The organism is Nocardia sp. CC227C, assembly GCF_030767025.1.
Taxonomy (GTDB): Bacteria; Actinomycetota; Actinomycetes; order Mycobacteriales; family Mycobacteriaceae; genus Nocardia.
In genome coordinates, this window is sequence record NZ_JASITE010000026.1 from 74432 (window position 1) to 87997 (window position 13566).

General features: G+C 64.3%; 17 protein-coding genes. 3 read left to right on the forward strand and 14 right to left on the reverse strand.

The features are described from left to right. Positions 1-47: 47 nt before the first annotated feature. From QMO76_RS33590 to QMO76_RS33650, 13 genes are all read right to left on the reverse strand, one after another. The gene (locus tag QMO76_RS33590; protein WP_029923942.1) at positions 48-239 is read right to left on the reverse strand and encodes a DUF1508 domain-containing protein; all 192 of its coding nucleotides are present in this window, start codon (positions 237-239) and stop codon (positions 48-50) included. Positions 240-294: 55 nt separating this feature from the next. Further along, positions 295-1131 (reverse strand): hypothetical protein, encoded by an 837-nt coding sequence (locus QMO76_RS33595; protein ID WP_306365396.1) that lies wholly within the window; start codon positions 1129-1131, stop codon positions 295-297. 1063 nt (positions 1132-2194) lie between these two features. After that, on the reverse strand, positions 2195-2620 hold the full coding sequence (locus QMO76_RS33600; protein WP_306365397.1) for a hypothetical protein: 426 nt from the start codon (positions 2618-2620) through the stop codon (positions 2195-2197). Then, entirely contained in the window at positions 2617-3192 is a 576-nt protein-coding gene (locus QMO76_RS33605) for a hypothetical protein (RefSeq protein WP_306365398.1), read from the reverse strand. Before QMO76_RS33605 ends, QMO76_RS33600 begins: the two co-directional genes overlap by 4 nt. Further along, a complete protein-coding gene (locus QMO76_RS33610) occupies positions 3189-4211 on the reverse strand; it encodes a helix-turn-helix domain-containing protein (RefSeq protein WP_306365399.1) in 1023 nt (340 codons plus the stop codon). The genes QMO76_RS33605 and QMO76_RS33610 overlap by 4 nt, the downstream gene beginning before the upstream one ends. A 273-nt stretch (positions 4212-4484) precedes the next feature. Next, positions 4485-5099, reverse strand: coding sequence for a hypothetical protein (locus tag QMO76_RS33615; protein WP_306365400.1), 615 nt, complete (start codon positions 5097-5099; stop codon positions 4485-4487). Then, on the reverse strand, positions 5096-5947 hold the full coding sequence (locus QMO76_RS33620; RefSeq protein ID WP_306365401.1) for a hypothetical protein: 852 nt from the start codon (positions 5945-5947) through the stop codon (positions 5096-5098). Before QMO76_RS33620 ends, QMO76_RS33615 begins: the two co-directional genes overlap by 4 nt. Next, a complete protein-coding gene (locus QMO76_RS33625; protein ID WP_306365402.1) occupies positions 5944-6372 on the reverse strand; it encodes a hypothetical protein in 429 nt (142 codons plus the stop codon). The genes QMO76_RS33620 and QMO76_RS33625 overlap by 4 nt, the downstream gene beginning before the upstream one ends. Beyond that, complete coding sequence (locus QMO76_RS33630) at positions 6369-7058, reverse strand: exonuclease domain-containing protein (RefSeq protein WP_306365403.1); 690 nt, start codon at positions 7056-7058, stop codon at positions 6369-6371. The genes QMO76_RS33625 and QMO76_RS33630 overlap by 4 nt, the downstream gene beginning before the upstream one ends. Then, the gene (locus tag QMO76_RS33635; RefSeq protein WP_306365404.1) at positions 7051-7260 is read right to left on the reverse strand and encodes a hypothetical protein; all 210 of its coding nucleotides are present in this window, start codon (positions 7258-7260) and stop codon (positions 7051-7053) included. Before QMO76_RS33635 ends, QMO76_RS33630 begins: the two co-directional genes overlap by 8 nt. A 3-nt stretch (positions 7261-7263) precedes the next feature. After that, positions 7264-8154, reverse strand: a complete 891-nt coding sequence (gene recT / locus QMO76_RS33640; RefSeq protein WP_306365405.1) for a recombination protein RecT — start codon at positions 8152-8154, stop codon at positions 7264-7266. Beyond that, on the reverse strand, positions 8154-9146 hold the full coding sequence (locus QMO76_RS33645; RefSeq protein ID WP_306365406.1) for a YqaJ viral recombinase family protein: 993 nt from the start codon (positions 9144-9146) through the stop codon (positions 8154-8156). Before QMO76_RS33645 ends, recT begins: the two co-directional genes overlap by 1 nt. Next, positions 9143-9292 carry a hypothetical protein gene (locus QMO76_RS33650; protein ID WP_306365407.1) on the reverse strand — a complete coding sequence of 50 codons (150 nt, stop codon included), beginning with the start codon at positions 9290-9292 and terminating at the stop codon, positions 9143-9145. The genes QMO76_RS33645 and QMO76_RS33650 overlap by 4 nt, the downstream gene beginning before the upstream one ends. Positions 9293-9733: 441 nt before the next feature. On the opposite strand from QMO76_RS33650, the gene QMO76_RS33655 reads away from it, so the two are divergent. After that, entirely contained in the window at positions 9734-10123 is a 390-nt protein-coding gene (locus QMO76_RS33655; RefSeq protein ID WP_306365408.1) for a helix-turn-helix transcriptional regulator, read from the forward strand. A gap of 27 nt (positions 10124-10150) precedes the next feature. Here QMO76_RS33655 and QMO76_RS33660 read toward each other — a convergent pair whose 3' ends face one another. After that, positions 10151-10636, reverse strand: a complete 486-nt coding sequence (locus QMO76_RS33660) for a hypothetical protein (RefSeq protein WP_306365409.1) — start codon at positions 10634-10636, stop codon at positions 10151-10153. A 1355-nt stretch (positions 10637-11991) separates the two neighbouring features. Here QMO76_RS33660 and QMO76_RS33665 point away from each other — a divergent pair. Then, the gene (locus QMO76_RS33665; protein ID WP_306365410.1) at positions 11992-12198 is read left to right on the forward strand and encodes an AlpA family transcriptional regulator; all 207 of its coding nucleotides are present in this window, start codon (positions 11992-11994) and stop codon (positions 12196-12198) included. A 17-nt stretch (positions 12199-12215) separates the two neighbouring features. After that, positions 12216-13499: a hypothetical protein gene (locus QMO76_RS33670; RefSeq protein WP_306365411.1), complete on the forward strand. Its 1284-nt coding sequence runs from the start codon at positions 12216-12218 to the stop codon at positions 13497-13499. Positions 13500-13566 lie beyond the last annotated feature (67 nt).

A 13566-nucleotide genomic window follows, 5' to 3' on the forward strand; every position in this document is an offset into this window, starting at 1 on the left:
ATCGTATCGCCGATGCTGTTGCCGCATCGGCGATACAGACGGTCGGGTTAGGTGGTGGCGTCGGCGAGGTCGACGATGGTGGCGCCCGCGGCGTTGGTTTGCACGGACGCGATGCCTTTCTTGGCGGCGTCTTTGCTGGCATAGGCTTGGCTTTGGGCGATGACTTCGCCGTTGCCTGCTTTGAGTCGCCACCGGTATTTGTTGGCGGCGTCGCTGAAGATCTCGAACTTCCCTGCCATGACCACTCCGTCTCGTTGCTGGGAAATCGCTACCTGGCAACAAGCGTACCTCCGACTAGGACGCGGGTTCGGCAGTTGCCTCAGGCGGTGTCGCAGCGGGCGGCTCCTGAATCGGCTGCACGCCGATGCGATGTTGGGGCACCATCGCCGCCTGTGCGACTGCCGAATCGACGAGTTTAGCGAACTGCGCCGGGCGCTCGGATTCCGGCATCTGGGCTATGAACCGTTCTGCCATCAGCATGTAGCTCTGGACGAGCGGCTGCTCGAAGTAGAAGCGCACCTGCTCCTGTGTCGTTGAGTGCACACGGATGAAGGTCTGTGCAATGTAGCCGCCAGTCGCAATTCCTGCTGCGGCGATTAGTGCCGCAGCGTACTTCGCTGCATCCTGCTCAGCGGTCACGGCAATCCAGAGCCCGACACCGATCACCCCGAGCCCGACTGCCATTGCGGCGATGCTCGCCCAGTGAGAGGCGCTGCCCTGCCGCCTTGCTGAAACATCGTAGGCGTCCATTTGCCGACGGTTCAGCTTCATCAGGCCAAGAAGATCATTCGGCCCGTGGATGTCCCCGAGAGCTGCATGGACTTCAGCTCGCGCAACGACAAGTTCACCGCGGTCGATCAGCTCGCCCGCCCTCAGCCAGTTGTACACCCCAACAAGTCCGATACCGGCGGCGAACCACGGTCCAAGGTGCCATGACGTTGCCCACGACACTGCGGCGGCTACGCTTACGCCGACCACGGCGATAGCGACTGCTACCCGCCGCGACCGCTTCGTCTGCTTGATGAGCGCTAATGCCTCATCGCGCGCGCTTCGAGCCTCGAGCTGAATCAGCTTGTCCCTAAGGTCGTCTCGCTTCTTCTCCAGTCTTTCCAGCTCAGCGCGATAGCCCATGGCGATTTCGACGTCAGCCGATTCTGTGCGCGGATCACCCGATGAGCCCGACCCGTTGCTAACTCGCCGTGCATCCACTGAGCTACCTCCATCGAATTGGACCCGTCCCGATCGCCGACGGGAAAACTCTATGACACTCGTAGACAACTCCCGCAGAGGTCACGCGGCGGACGAGCGAGGTTTGTAGGACTCGCGTCGGGCCTTGCTCGATGGTGCAGCGGCTGGATCGTCCAGAACCCCCTCGTCCCACTGAAACGGCAACGGCCACCGACGCTTTCGACCATAGTCCCGCGCTCGTCTGGACGGACCCGGCTGCATCTGCAACCGCGCGAACAAGACGCACACCTGCCGATGCCGACGCGCCGTCACCTGCTCCTGATGGTGCAGCATCGTGGAGAAGTTCTTGACTGCTAGCCCCAACTCCCCCGCCAGAAACGTCATCGTCCAGCCCGCAGACACCAGCGCACGAAGACGCCGCTGCGCCCCGATCGCCGGAACGAGCGCATGGGGTGCCATAGCCTCGTACCGAACCGCCGGGAGTAGCACCGCCATGAACGCGTCCGCGGTCGCCCTGGTCACGAAAGCGGCCGGTTCGCGGCTTGGCTTCCCTCGCATTATCACCACGAGCGCCTTTCGGTCCAGGCCCGCCGCCGCGCAGATCTGCCGACGACTCATGCCCGCCGCGATCAACTCCTCGACATGAGCCCGCACCGGTCCGGCGTCCACCCGATCCGGCGCCCACCGTCCGTACGCGGTCTGCCGAATCCTGCGCTTCTCGTAGCATGCCTTGCACATACCCCGCCGGGGAGGTGTAGCGGTCTTGCCGCACCCGCACACGACAACCGCCGTGGTTACCATCCGACACCCCTGACGCCAGACGCCCGCACAAGCGTTCGAAACCGTCGAACCGATACCAACCCTCGCAAACCCAGCAAACGACGCTCAGCGACCAAACCAGCCACCACTACGGGCATCCCGCGAACGGCGACACCGCCAGCAAATACACAGAGGGTCGGGCCGGACTGCGTCGCAGCTATCCGGACCGTGGTCCGTTTAGGGTTGTTCATGCGGTTCTCCGGCCGTTGCGTCGGTGGGGTGGGTGGGCGATGGGTCGGCCGAGGAGTCGGCTGATGTGTGGTGCGGCTTTCTGCTGGCCGTCGCGGTCGGTGCAGAATTCGCCGGCGGGTGCTCCGCATTCGGTGCAGGGGTCGTTGAGTGCGCCTGTGACGGTGTAGGCGCCGGTGCGTGCTCGTCGCATGGGGTGTTGTGTGGTTGTGCGGGTGGGGATTTGGTTGGCGATGTCGAGCACGGATTCGGGGGTGCATTTCCATGGGTTGAGCTTGTGGTGGATGGCGATGGCTTCTCGCGCTACTGCGGTGTCGAGGTGGCCGATGCGGTCGTGCCAGTGGGTGATGGTGTCGGCGTCGATGGCGCGGTGGTCGTATTCGGCGATGTAGGCGAGGATCTGGGCGGTGTCGGCGCGGTTCATGCTGCGACGTCCTCGTCGTGCTGGGACGGGCGATGGAAGGCGCGGCGCGGTTGGCGCCCTTCCTCGGTGGTGGGGTCCCAGGTGCGCAGGACGTTCCAGATGGATTCGAGTTCGCGGGGCTGTCGGGCGGCGAGGTCTTGCTTCTTCGCTTCCATGCGGCGCAGGAACTCGTTGTACTGCTCGGGTGACATCGCGATGGGTGATCCTTGGTCGAGGGTCCATGCTTGGGCGATGCGGGCGGCCTGGTTGGGGGTGAAGTCCATGTCTTGGAGCAGGTAGTTGGCTTCGTTCATGAGGTCGCGTTGCGCTTTGGGCAGGTCGGCGAGTTTCTTGCTGCGGGCTTCGCGGGCGGCGCGGATGATGCTGATGGGTGTGGGCCGGAAGTCGCTGTCGCTGGTGCGGTAGGCGTGGCGGGCGCCGTCGAGGAGGTCTTCGTGGGTGAGTCGGGATTCTTCGAAGTCGGCGGCCCAGGCGAGGATGGTGGTGTCGCCGGGGACTGGGAACCAGAGGATTCGGCCGCGGATGTAGGCGAAGATGGTGGTGGCGGTGTTGATGTAGTACTGGGTGCTCATGCTGCGGGGATCTCCCAGATGTCGGGCGGGTTGGCTTCGAGTTCGCGCAGGGGTGCGAAGAATCCGGTGTTGGCGAGTTCTGGTGAGGACGCCGGGTTTTGGGTGGCGGCGAGTCGTTGGAGGCGTTGGCCTTGTTCGATGAGGTCGCGGAAGCGTCGGTCGGCGAGGGGGATGTCGGCGTGGGCTTCGGCTTTCTTGGTGCGCCAGTCGTTGACGGCTTGTTGGTGGATGCGCTTGTAGTGGCGGTGGAAGCTGGGCATGTCGTGGACGACGGTGCGCCAGAAGTGGTGGTCTTGGCACCAGTCGATGAGGTTCGTGACTTTCTGGAACTCGCGGTTGTCGAGTTGCAGGAGCGCGCGGGCGGCGTTGCGCCAGCCGCGGGTGATGTGTGGCGGGTCGGGGGTGAGGTTGTTGGCTTCGACTCGGCTTCGGAGTTTTTCGCAGAGCGCGTCGATGTGGTCGTCGAGGGTTTCGGGGTGGCTGGGTGCCGCCGGGTTGTCCTCGCGTGTGTGCGCGTGTGGTTCTACTGGCGGTTCATATGGCGGTTCATGGGCGGTTTGTCGGAAGCTCTTTCCGGGGGTCGCGGAAGGAGTTTCCGGGGGTGCAGGAAAGAGCTTCCGGGGGTCGTGGAAAGAGTTTCCGGGGGTGGAATTTGTTTCCGGGGGTGTGCTGGAAGGAGTTTCCGGGGGTTTCTTCGCCCGTGTGGACTTCTTCTTGGCGGGTGGCGCGTCGTGGACGACACGCAAGTTCAGGTTCCATACGGTCGGCTGCTGGCTGGGCGGAAGATGCCCGACCAGAGCCGCGTTGCCCAACCGGATGAGCCCTTGGGCTTCGAGCTTGCCGAGGGCGGTGCGGACGGTGCGGTCGGTGAATCCCGTCCGTTCCGCGATCGTGGTCTGCGACAGCCACACGCCGCAGCCGCGCTCATCGGCGGCTTCGGCCATGACGAGCAGAACGCATTTCGAGGTGCCGTCGGTGTAGACCCTTTGCGCGGCCCATTCGCTTGCCTGCCAGCTCATGCGACACCTGGTCGATCCGAGGCGCCCATCGCACGGCTGGGTGAAGAGTGGGTGATCATCATTGGTGAATCGCCCTCCGGGCGTTACAATTTGCGGGCCGGGGTCGGAATGGTTACCCGGCTGCGTACGCGATATCGCGTACGACGCGTACGGCGCGCCTAACTGGTCAGGTGGGGCGCGCCGAATGCGTTTATCGGGGCCGAACAAAGGTGCGACCCAATCGAATTCACGCTATCGGTGCTGTCCAGGGTGATCCGCGGTTGGTGACCATGGCTATTCCGATCTCGCGATTCCACGGCGGCGCGGCGGCTTGTCGGCGGTGCGCCGTGGTCGCGTGTCGGGGTGGTCGATGTCGCGGCCGTACCAGGCGAGCGGTGGCGCGAGTCCGCGGTTGCGGGCGCGGACCATGGTGTTGTGGCCGGGTCCGGGCGTGCCGGACAGTTCGTCGTAGAGGTCGCGGATCGCCGCCCAGGTCGTGTACCGGATGCGGGGTTGTTTGATCATGTGTTGGAGGCGGACCCGCCCGTAGACGTCGAGTCGTTCGGCGAGGTATTCCGACTGCCAGCCGAGCGTGTTCAGGGCTTCGATACGTCGGCGTGCACCGATCGCGAGGGCGAAGCACTGGCCGGGCCGCGGGTGGTGGCCGACCGCGCGAATCCGCCGGGCGAGATCAGTGGTGACGCGCGGGAAAGCGGCTCGGGCGATGTAGGCGATGGCTTGTCCGGAGCAGCCAGCGGCTTGCCCGATCATCCCGATTGTCATGCCCCAACTCATGAGTAGTTCGATGTGGTCACGCACGGGCTGGGGGTCGGTGAAGACCTGAATGTTGTTGGCTCGGCGCCACCGGTACAGCTTTTGCTGGCGGGCGCGGGCGGTGAGACCGTTCATACGGCGGCCTGCTTTCGCAGTTCGCGTCGGCGGCGGACGAGCGCCTGGTCGGCGGCGGCCTGTGTGAGGTTCAGCAATGGCACGATGTCGGTCCCGCTCCACCCCTTGCCGACGGCGAGGTCGAGGACGGCGGCCCGCTCCGGTTTCGGCACTTTGCCGCGATGCTGCCCGTCCAGGATGCGTCGCAGGAGTACAGGGTCGATGTCGGCGTCGTCGTCGAGGTCGGTGTCCGCTGTCGGCTCGTGGTCGGGGTGGTCTATGTCGAGCCCTTCCCACGCCAATGGCGGATGGAATCCACGGGCGAGAGCACGCGATCGGGTAAGGCCGGATTCACCTGGGCTGCCGGACAATTGCTCGAAGACGCTGCGGACGGCGTCCCACACTTCGAAGGTGATGCTGTGCCGACGCGTGACCGCCCCGACAGCGCTGGCCGTGACGTGCAGTCGTGCGCCGATATCCTTCTGGGTCCAGGCGAGAGCTTGGAGAGCGTGGATACGCCTGACGGCACCGAGAGCGGGCACGGAGAACCCTGCTTGGGCCTGTGTGGGCTTGTGGGTGACGGCGAGAATCCTGCTCGCGATTTCGATGTGGGTGGTGTGAAACCGCTGTTGGTGAATCTGCCGGACTGTGGTGACTCCGACTTCGGCTGCGGCCGCGATCGAGTGATAGGTGAAGCCGAGATCCAAGAGCCATTCTGTGTGCGCGTGGGGGCGGCCGGACGGCACCATGTGCGGAATGCCTCGTATCTCACGCAGCTTACGGACCTTGTTGCGGCGGTAAGCACCGAGCTTCGGGACGGTGCTGGCTGGGGTGCCGGCGTGTGTCCGCGCCAGGGGCAGCGTCGTCATGCCTCCTCGCTGATGGCTTTGTTGACGGCGGTGCCGGACATGCTGAGGGCGGTGGCGATTCGGCCGCTGCCCCATCCGTAGGTGCGGTGCAGGGTGCGGGCGTAGGCGGGTTTGTCCTTCGACCGCGGCGGTGCGCAGGGCTCGCCGTTGAGGATGCGTTCGAGGTGCACCGGGTCGATGGCTGGCTTGTAGACGGCGTCGGCGTCCTCGACGGTCGTACGGGTGATGATCGCGGCGATGTCGGGGTCGGCGAATGTGCTGGTGCCGTTGACGATTCGCCCGAGAGTGGTGGTGTTGACGCCCGTCAGTTTGTGCAGCTGGTAGAGGGAGTAGTCGGCGTCGAGGAATTCGCGGATCCGTTTACGGACGGGTGCGGCGTCGACGAAGCCGCGGGAGACGAGGTGTTGGGTGCTGGCGGTGGTCATGCGGCGTGGACTTTCGGTGTGTAGAGGGGCCACGAAGTCTGTACGTCGGTGAACGGTTTGTTGTGGCGGCGGAGGTAGTCGATGAAGCTGTATGCCTGCTCGCGGTACCAATCGGTCTGCGCGGTCATCAGCTCGTCCGGGGTGTAGCGGGCGAGTTCGGGGTAGACGCGCGGCATCTTCCAGGCGAGTCGTGCAGCGACGAGTGCGTCGCCTTCGGCGTCGTGCGCGGTTTCGGGGCGCACTCCGTAGTGGGCGCCGACGTCGACGAGTTTGCGGCGGCCTTTGCGCCACTTGTCGAAGTGCTTGTCGACGACGTAGGCGTCGAAGATCGGGCCGCGGATCTCGAAGCCGGGATGGTGGGAGGCGAGCATCGAGAAGTCGAATCCGCCGTTGAATACGGCGATCACATGTCCGGCATCCCAGATCTGGTACAGGTCGTCGACAACTTCGGCGATGACGTCGGTGTGGGGGCGGCCGTGTTTGCGCGCGTATTCGGTGGTGATGCCGTGCACTTCGGTCGCTGCGGCTGGTATGTCGATGCCGGGATCGGCGAGCCAGCGGCGCGGTGTCACGTCCGCGCCGTTGATGCGGCCGTTGTAGGCCGTGACGACTCGGTCGGTGCCGATGACGATCCCGGTTGTCTCGAGGTCGGCGCAGGCGAGTGGCCGTTCGGTCCAGCTAGTCACGTTGTGCCTTCACTGCGTCGAGGAGGGTTTGGCCGCGTTTGATGAGGACGGCGCGATAGCCGGGGTGGTTGTTGGCGTAGCGGAGGGCGGTGAGTTCGTCGTCGCCGAAGTAGGCGACCGCGTAGCAGTCGCCGCCTTCGCCGTCGCGCTCCCCCGCTTCGGGGTAGGCGAGCCATACCCCGTCGTCGAGCCGCACGACCATCGGTTACGCCTCCGGGTCGGGCGGGAACATGCCGCCGTCGAACTGCTCGCCCGTGACGTGGGCATCGTCCGCTTCAACAGGTTCGGCCTCGATAACGTCGGGTTCGATGTGGATGGGTCGGTCGATGGCGTCGGCGGTGAGGTCCACGCGGACGGCTTCGTCGTGTTCGATGGCGCGCGCGAATTCCGTGGACTTCGGCATCCACTTCGACAGCTGTCGTACACACGTCTTGTGGGCCATGGATTCGAAGTTGTCGTGCCACGGCCCGTACTTGCCCTTGGACTTCGTGTGCGTCTTGCAGTACTCGACCATCTCGTCGTAGGTCATGACGAGGAACGCGTGCCCGCCGGTGGTGAACTTCGCGATGGCGTAAAAGGCGATGGTGTCGCCGCGACTGCCCTTGAGGTTCGGTTTGTGCACGAGCGAGTCGGCGAGGCCGTAGTCGACGTCGAAGACATCGTTTTCGTAGACGGTGCGCGCGATGAGGGAGGCGATCTTGCCGGAGCGGTGTGCGAGGTCGACCAGGCCCTGGTAGCCGACAATGAGTTGAGCGCGGTGCGCGCCTTTGCGGGTTCGGCCGCCGCCATCGGTCCACTCGTACTTGCTGTCCCAAAATGGCACCAACCAGGCGTGCCCGAGCACACCGGGTCGCAACCCGAGCTGCGCGCAGCTCATGAGCCCACCGAGCACGCTCGCCGGGTCGCATTGCGCAAGCTGCGGGGTCTGCTTGAGGCAGGTGAGTGCGTCTCGCACGAGCTGTGCGGCTTCGCTGCCGCGCGGCATCGCCAGCGCGAACTGCTGCTCCATGTTGCGGATCTGCTTCTGAAGCGACGGCGGTTGATCGTCGGCGAGCTGCTGGTTGGCTTCGATGCGGTCGACAAGATTGCGGGCCATCAGGCCACCTCTTTCAAATCGAGGGAGATCGCCCGGTAACGGGCGTAGACGTCGGGGTGGTCTTCGCGCAGTTCGTCGATGTCGAGGCTGGCGCGGGTGAGGTATTCGGCGTACAGCTCGGGTTCGCTATCTCGGAAGACCGCCGATTTGAACGGTCCGGCCTTGGTCGCGACCCACACGGTGTCGCCGACGAGCAGCCGCGCGTGGCCGCCCAGCAGTGCTCGGATCTTGTTGCCCGCGGCGTCTTTCCGTTTCGCCGCGTCGGATTCCGCCTGCTGCGCGAGCTTGTATTCGGTGTGCAGGGCGGCGATCTCGTCGCGGGTAACGTGCAGATCTCCCCCGGTGAACGGGTGCAGCTGGTCGATGGCGTCGCGGTCGGCGGTGGTGCCGGTGATGGGTGGTTCGACGTCGGCGAGGACGTGGTCGCGCCAGAACCGGTCGCAGGCGTCGACCACCAGCTCGACCAGGCGCTCGTTGCGGTCGACACGGACCAGTTCGAGCCGGTTGCCGCCGATCAACCCGGCGGCGTAGGCGTGGGTGGCGCCGGTGACGTACATGCCGTGGTGGAGTTGCAGCTCGGCGTGGTCGGGGATCTGGCCGGTCCACCGGTTCGCCATGAACCAGGCCGTGTTCTTGCATTCCAGGAGGCCACCGTCGGACAGCAGTCCGTCCGGGGAGTACAGCATGTGCGGGCGTTGCGCCGAGCGCAGTGTGCCGGGCGTGTCGACGGTGAGCCCGAGTCGCTTGCAGGCGACGTCTCGGATGATCGGTTCGAGAGCACGTCCCCAGAACATGGATTCGGTGTCGACACCTGCGTCGGCGGGGACGCGGCGGGTTTTCCGCAGCCAGATCGACCAGGCGCTGTCCCAGTCGACGAGGCCGAGCAGACCGGACACTTCACTGGAGCCGATCCCGGCAAGGCGCGCTTCGAGCCATGCGGGACTGCCGTGTTCGGTGGGTGGAAGCTCCTGGTACAGGGCCGAATTCGTCACAGGAAGCAGCTCCAGTCGAGTAGCCAAGCCAGTGCGCCCAGGAAGACGCCGAAGGTGATGACGATGAAGTAGGCGGCGAGGGTGTAGAGGCAGCCGCGGAAGGCGTTGGTGTCGGGGGGGTCGGGTGTATGTTGAGGCATGGACATGCCACGGGTTCCTTTCATCGCTTTGGGGTTGCCGTGGTTGTTCAGCCCGTCCCCATGCCAGTGGGGGCGGGCATTCTTGTTTCCCAGAGAACCAACCGAGTTCCGACTACAGTCATCCGTGTTGATTCAAATCAACACACTACCCAGTGGATGACGCGATCGCAACAACGTCGTTGAAGGATTGATTCGACTCACCGTGATCTCACGGCGGAGACCGCCTCTGAACTGCGGAAATCGTCAGATAGCCGAATCGATGACCCTCATCGAGTCAACGCGGCAGGTTTCCAGTCAAGTCAACAACCGATACCATCAGAGGCACCAGAGAACCGCCAGCACGCCCGATTAGGGCCACACGCCACTCGAAGGGTGTCTTCCGTGTCTCCCAGGACGACCAGTAACGAGGTCACTGCCGGACAGTGGCCGCGATACATCAACGCCCTCATGGAACTGCACGAGCTGTCTCAGCGTCAGATGGCAGCGGAGATCGGCCTCAATCCATCGACCATCACGCTGTGGTTCAACGATGCCGGTCGAACACCCGACCGCAAGGCGGTTCGCGCGATCGCCGAGAAGTTCGGCCGCCCCATCTCCGAAGTACTCATCAAGGCCGGATACGCCACAGCCGAAGAGTTGGGCATGTCCGCGGACCGGATCGACCCACTGACCGATGCGGAACTGATCCAGACGCTACGCGAGCGACTCGACCGTCTCCGCGCGCTGGAGAGGCAAGCGGCGGACAACGCCGCCCACGAACCGACCACGTCGCACCCGGCGGCCGATCAGCCTCCCAAGACAGTCAAAACGCGACGGGCTCTACCCCGCCGCGACTGACTTTCGACCCACCTCAATTGGTTCCGCTCAGACCGCCTGGTCGAAGTTGATGCCATAGGTACGGCCTCGATCGAGACGCCGTTGAAACGCGGCCGTTTGCATACCCTGCTTCGAGCGCGGTTGACGGAAACTACGGACCAACGGGTCGGCGCGGTCCAGCCCTTGGACGACGATGACGCATTCGTAGTAGCCGCCGCGCATCTTGGTTCGACCGCGGTACCAGTCTTTATGGGCTCGCTGGCGCGGTCGCGTAGCCCATACCTGCCAGCAGTTTCCGAACAGAGCGCCCATGTCGCGCTCAGTCAGGTCACAGTAGGGCTGAACTTCGAGGTGCCCAGAGTCCCAGACGTAGATGCGGCCGATCTCCTTGACCCAGGCACCGCCGACGGGGTCGCGCCAGTAAGTGGGCACACCATCCGGCGGCAGTGTTTCGAATCCCAATGAGCGCAGATCGTCGACAGCATGCCCCGTGATGCTGGTGACGGCCTCATACTCTGGCTCTCGTGGTGGCATCGTGATGTCCTCGTGCTGGGTGACGCGTCGACCTCTAACTCGTTGCGGTGCTCGGTGTCACGGGATTCGGGTGATGTGGCGGGGCAAGGACTGGGGTGTCGTCGTAGCGCTCCCGCGAGGCCCGAATCGCGGCGTCAGCGAGTTTTGGGCCATCGCCACGGCGGGTGTCGCATGACGGGTCGGATGACCCAATTGCGCTACTCCGGTGTGGCATGGCGCTGACTCTAATCCATTCCGCGTGGTTTGTCTCACTCTGCTCCTTTAAATGTTTCGCACTTGTTGTGGGTGCGACCTTTACTCACGCGGCGACACCCGAGATCGCCGATCTGGCTAACTTTTAGCAATAGTCACTCTGATTTGGCGAGCACAATTCCCAACCATGTGCACATGACATGACAGGCCAATTCATGACATGGCGTGCCAACATACTGGGAAACCGATCGCCCCACTCCCCCGACGCGCACTGTAGCAGCTTCGCCACCGCTCACGCGCGACACGCCGCGCGCCAGCCACGCCCACCAACGCAGCCAGAGTCAAGCCACGCGACAGGCGGGCCATCGCCCCGACCGGGCACACACGCGCAGCCCTCACCAGGCCGAACCACAGCACTGGCCGCGACCTTACACTCAGCGGAGGCGACCTCGAACACACGTGCGAATACTACCGCGCCGCGCGACCGGCGTCCGGATCTAGCGACCGCGTGTTCCACCCCCTCACACAAGTTGCCCCACACCTCCACCACGAGAACACGGCGAGGCAGCCACTTCCCGCGACGGCAGGGAGCGCCAGCCGCGGTTCGATCACACGCCGCACTAGACCCGAGGCAGCATCGAGACCGGGCCGTCCTGGCGACTGCTCGGCATTCGATGTATCGGCTCAACCGACCGGGACGTGACATACCAACTTTGCGGAATTGTGGAATGAATGCATGACGTCATGACTGCGTGCATGCACTTTTTCGCCCACGGCTCACGGAAACGATCCCACGGAGCATACGGGATCCGACCGAAAGCATAGCTTGGCGAAGCAGTTACCACTGCGCAATCGCAAGGCATCGTCGTCCCCGCTCAAAATGCAGATGCATCTGCAAAGTCATTCCGCGCGAATGCTCAACAGCACCTCGGATTCGCGCACACCGCGCTCGCCGACACCCGACACCCGACGACACGCCGCACCGACACCCGCAGGCACGCGACCACGCACCGCGCGCGCCCGATTCCGCGCGCGACGTGTGGTCCTACCAAAACCACCCTAACGTTGCGTTCAATCAACATTATTGACTACAATCAACACTCCACGATGAGCTGGCGGGACTTGACCAGAACCAGCGGGAACGCCACCCCCCAGGAGATCGCATGTCCAACAACACCATATGGCTGACACGACCCGAACTCTCAACCCGCACCAAACTCTCCCCCAAGACTCTCGCGAACTGGGCCGCGCAGCATCCCCCGAAGGGGCCGCGGTTCACGCGTTTCGGTAACCGCGTCCGCTATCGCCTCGACGACGTCATCGCATGGGAGGCCGAGCAGACCGACGTCACTGAGCGGCGGGTCGCCTGACCGTGCCGAATCCAGCGATGGAACCGGGTGCGCTGCCTCCCAAGGAGAAGCTCAACCCGGTGAAAGGCAGCGACGGTCTCTACCACTTGGACCGCGTCAGGCATCGAGCGCAAAGCGGTCAGTACGTCCGCACCAGTGCGACCGGACGCACCCGCAGGGAATGCCTCGAGGAATGGCATCGTAACTTCGCCGTGAACGTTCTCAAGGGGTCCAAGCGTCGGCAAACCACCCGGCGGCGCCAATGGTCCCCCACCGACAAGATGAGCGACGTGTTCGCAGAACTCGACACGCGGTGGGAGGCCCGTGTCGACGCGGGCACATTGTCGGCGGATACATGGAACAACTATCACCGCGTGATCTACAAGCCCGACAAGAATCCCGCCCGCTCACCGAATCCCGACGCCCTCAAACTCGAGGCAGAGATGGGCGGCCTGACCATCCGCGAAGCGGCGTCGGTCGGCTATATCGCCGACTACATCGACGAGGCCACCGAGATCGCATCGAGCACCGCCTACATGCAACATCGCGTGTTGAGCATGGCGTTCAAGATAATTGTGCAGGGGCAGGGATTGCCACCGGGGGACAATCCGATGCCCTATGTGGAACGGCCGGCGATCGGGCAGGCACCGCCGAGACCGTTGGACATTGACGCGCGGGTCGGTGTTCTGCGAAGGATCGACGAATGGCTCGAGGACGGGCGTGGCGAGAGCCGCTACCTGAGATTCCTCTATCTGCTGTTGCTCGGCACAGGCATGCGGCCCGGCGAAGGCTTGGCGATCCGTCCGTGCGATGCCGTGTATCTCGACCTCGACGGCAGCGTGCGACGAGTCCTGAAGGTGAGCGCGACGGTGTCGGCACGTCCCGGTGTTGCGCCGTATCGGAAGGAGGGGCGCAAGAGCGGAAATCCATATCAGGTTGTCCTGCCCGACTGGCTGTCGACCGTGTGGGATGCCGAGGTCGACCGAGTGCGGCCGAAGACCGACGATTCACCGCTGATTCAGGGTCCGCGCAGTGACGACGCCTGGATCAGCCCGGCCACCGCGCGTGAGGCTGTGCAGGCGATGCGGGCGGGCAGCGATTACGACGACTTCCGGTTGTCGGATCTGCGGGACACTGTCGCGACGCATGTCGCGTTGGTCACCGGCAGTGACGATTGCGCGAGCGCTCAGCTCGGGCATGCGGATGGCAACCGGTCGATGGCGCAGCGGCACTACATCCACAAGGGCATCCGCCGTCAGGTCGTGGTGGACAACTGCGAAGTGCTGGAATTGCTGAATCCGTTCAAAGTGACACTTGAGTGACACTTTGACCCGTTATTGATCTTGTAATGCCGCCACCCAGGCCGTGTGACCTGCGAAAACCCGTCAA

Bases quoted from the DNA above. Each gene is read 5' to 3' on its own strand.
- QMO76_RS33660 (WP_306365409.1), bottom strand. From the start codon at position 10,636: ATGCCACCACGAGAGCCAGAGTATGAGGCCGTCACCAGCATCACGGGG.
- QMO76_RS33670 (WP_306365411.1), top strand. From the start codon at position 12,216: ATGGAACCGGGTGCGCTGCCTCCCAAGGAGAAGCTCAACCCGGTGAAA.
- QMO76_RS33610 (WP_306365399.1), bottom strand. From the start codon at position 4,211: ATGAGCTGGCAGGCAAGCGAATGGGCCGCGCAAAGGGTCTACACCGAC.
- QMO76_RS33595 (WP_306365396.1), bottom strand. From the start codon at position 1,131: ATGGGCTATCGCGCTGAGCTGGAAAGACTGGAGAAGAAGCGAGACGAC.
- QMO76_RS33625 (WP_306365402.1), bottom strand. From the start codon at position 6,372: ATGACCACCGCCAGCACCCAACACCTCGTCTCCCGCGGCTTCGTCGAC.
- QMO76_RS33605 (WP_306365398.1), bottom strand. From the start codon at position 3,192: ATGAGCACCCAGTACTACATCAACACCGCCACCACCATCTTCGCCTAC.
- QMO76_RS33650 (WP_306365407.1), bottom strand. From the start codon at position 9,292: ATGTCCATGCCTCAACATACACCCGACCCCCCCGACACCAACGCCTTC.
- recT (WP_306365405.1), bottom strand. From the start codon at position 8,154: ATGGCCCGCAATCTTGTCGACCGCATCGAAGCCAACCAGCAGCTCGCC.
- QMO76_RS33655 (WP_306365408.1), top strand. From the start codon at position 9,734: ATGGAACTGCACGAGCTGTCTCAGCGTCAGATGGCAGCGGAGATCGGC.
- QMO76_RS33600 (WP_306365397.1), bottom strand. From the start codon at position 2,620: ATGAACCGCGCCGACACCGCCCAGATCCTCGCCTACATCGCCGAATAC.
- QMO76_RS33615 (WP_306365400.1), bottom strand. From the start codon at position 5,099: ATGAACGGTCTCACCGCCCGCGCCCGCCAGCAAAAGCTGTACCGGTGG.
- QMO76_RS33590 (WP_029923942.1), bottom strand. From the start codon at position 239: ATGGCAGGGAAGTTCGAGATCTTCAGCGACGCCGCCAACAAATACCGG.
- QMO76_RS33620 (WP_306365401.1), bottom strand. From the start codon at position 5,947: ATGACGACGCTGCCCCTGGCGCGGACACACGCCGGCACCCCAGCCAGC.
- QMO76_RS33635 (WP_306365404.1), bottom strand. From the start codon at position 7,260: ATGGTCGTGCGGCTCGACGACGGGGTATGGCTCGCCTACCCCGAAGCG.
- QMO76_RS33665 (WP_306365410.1), top strand. From the start codon at position 11,992: ATGTCCAACAACACCATATGGCTGACACGACCCGAACTCTCAACCCGC.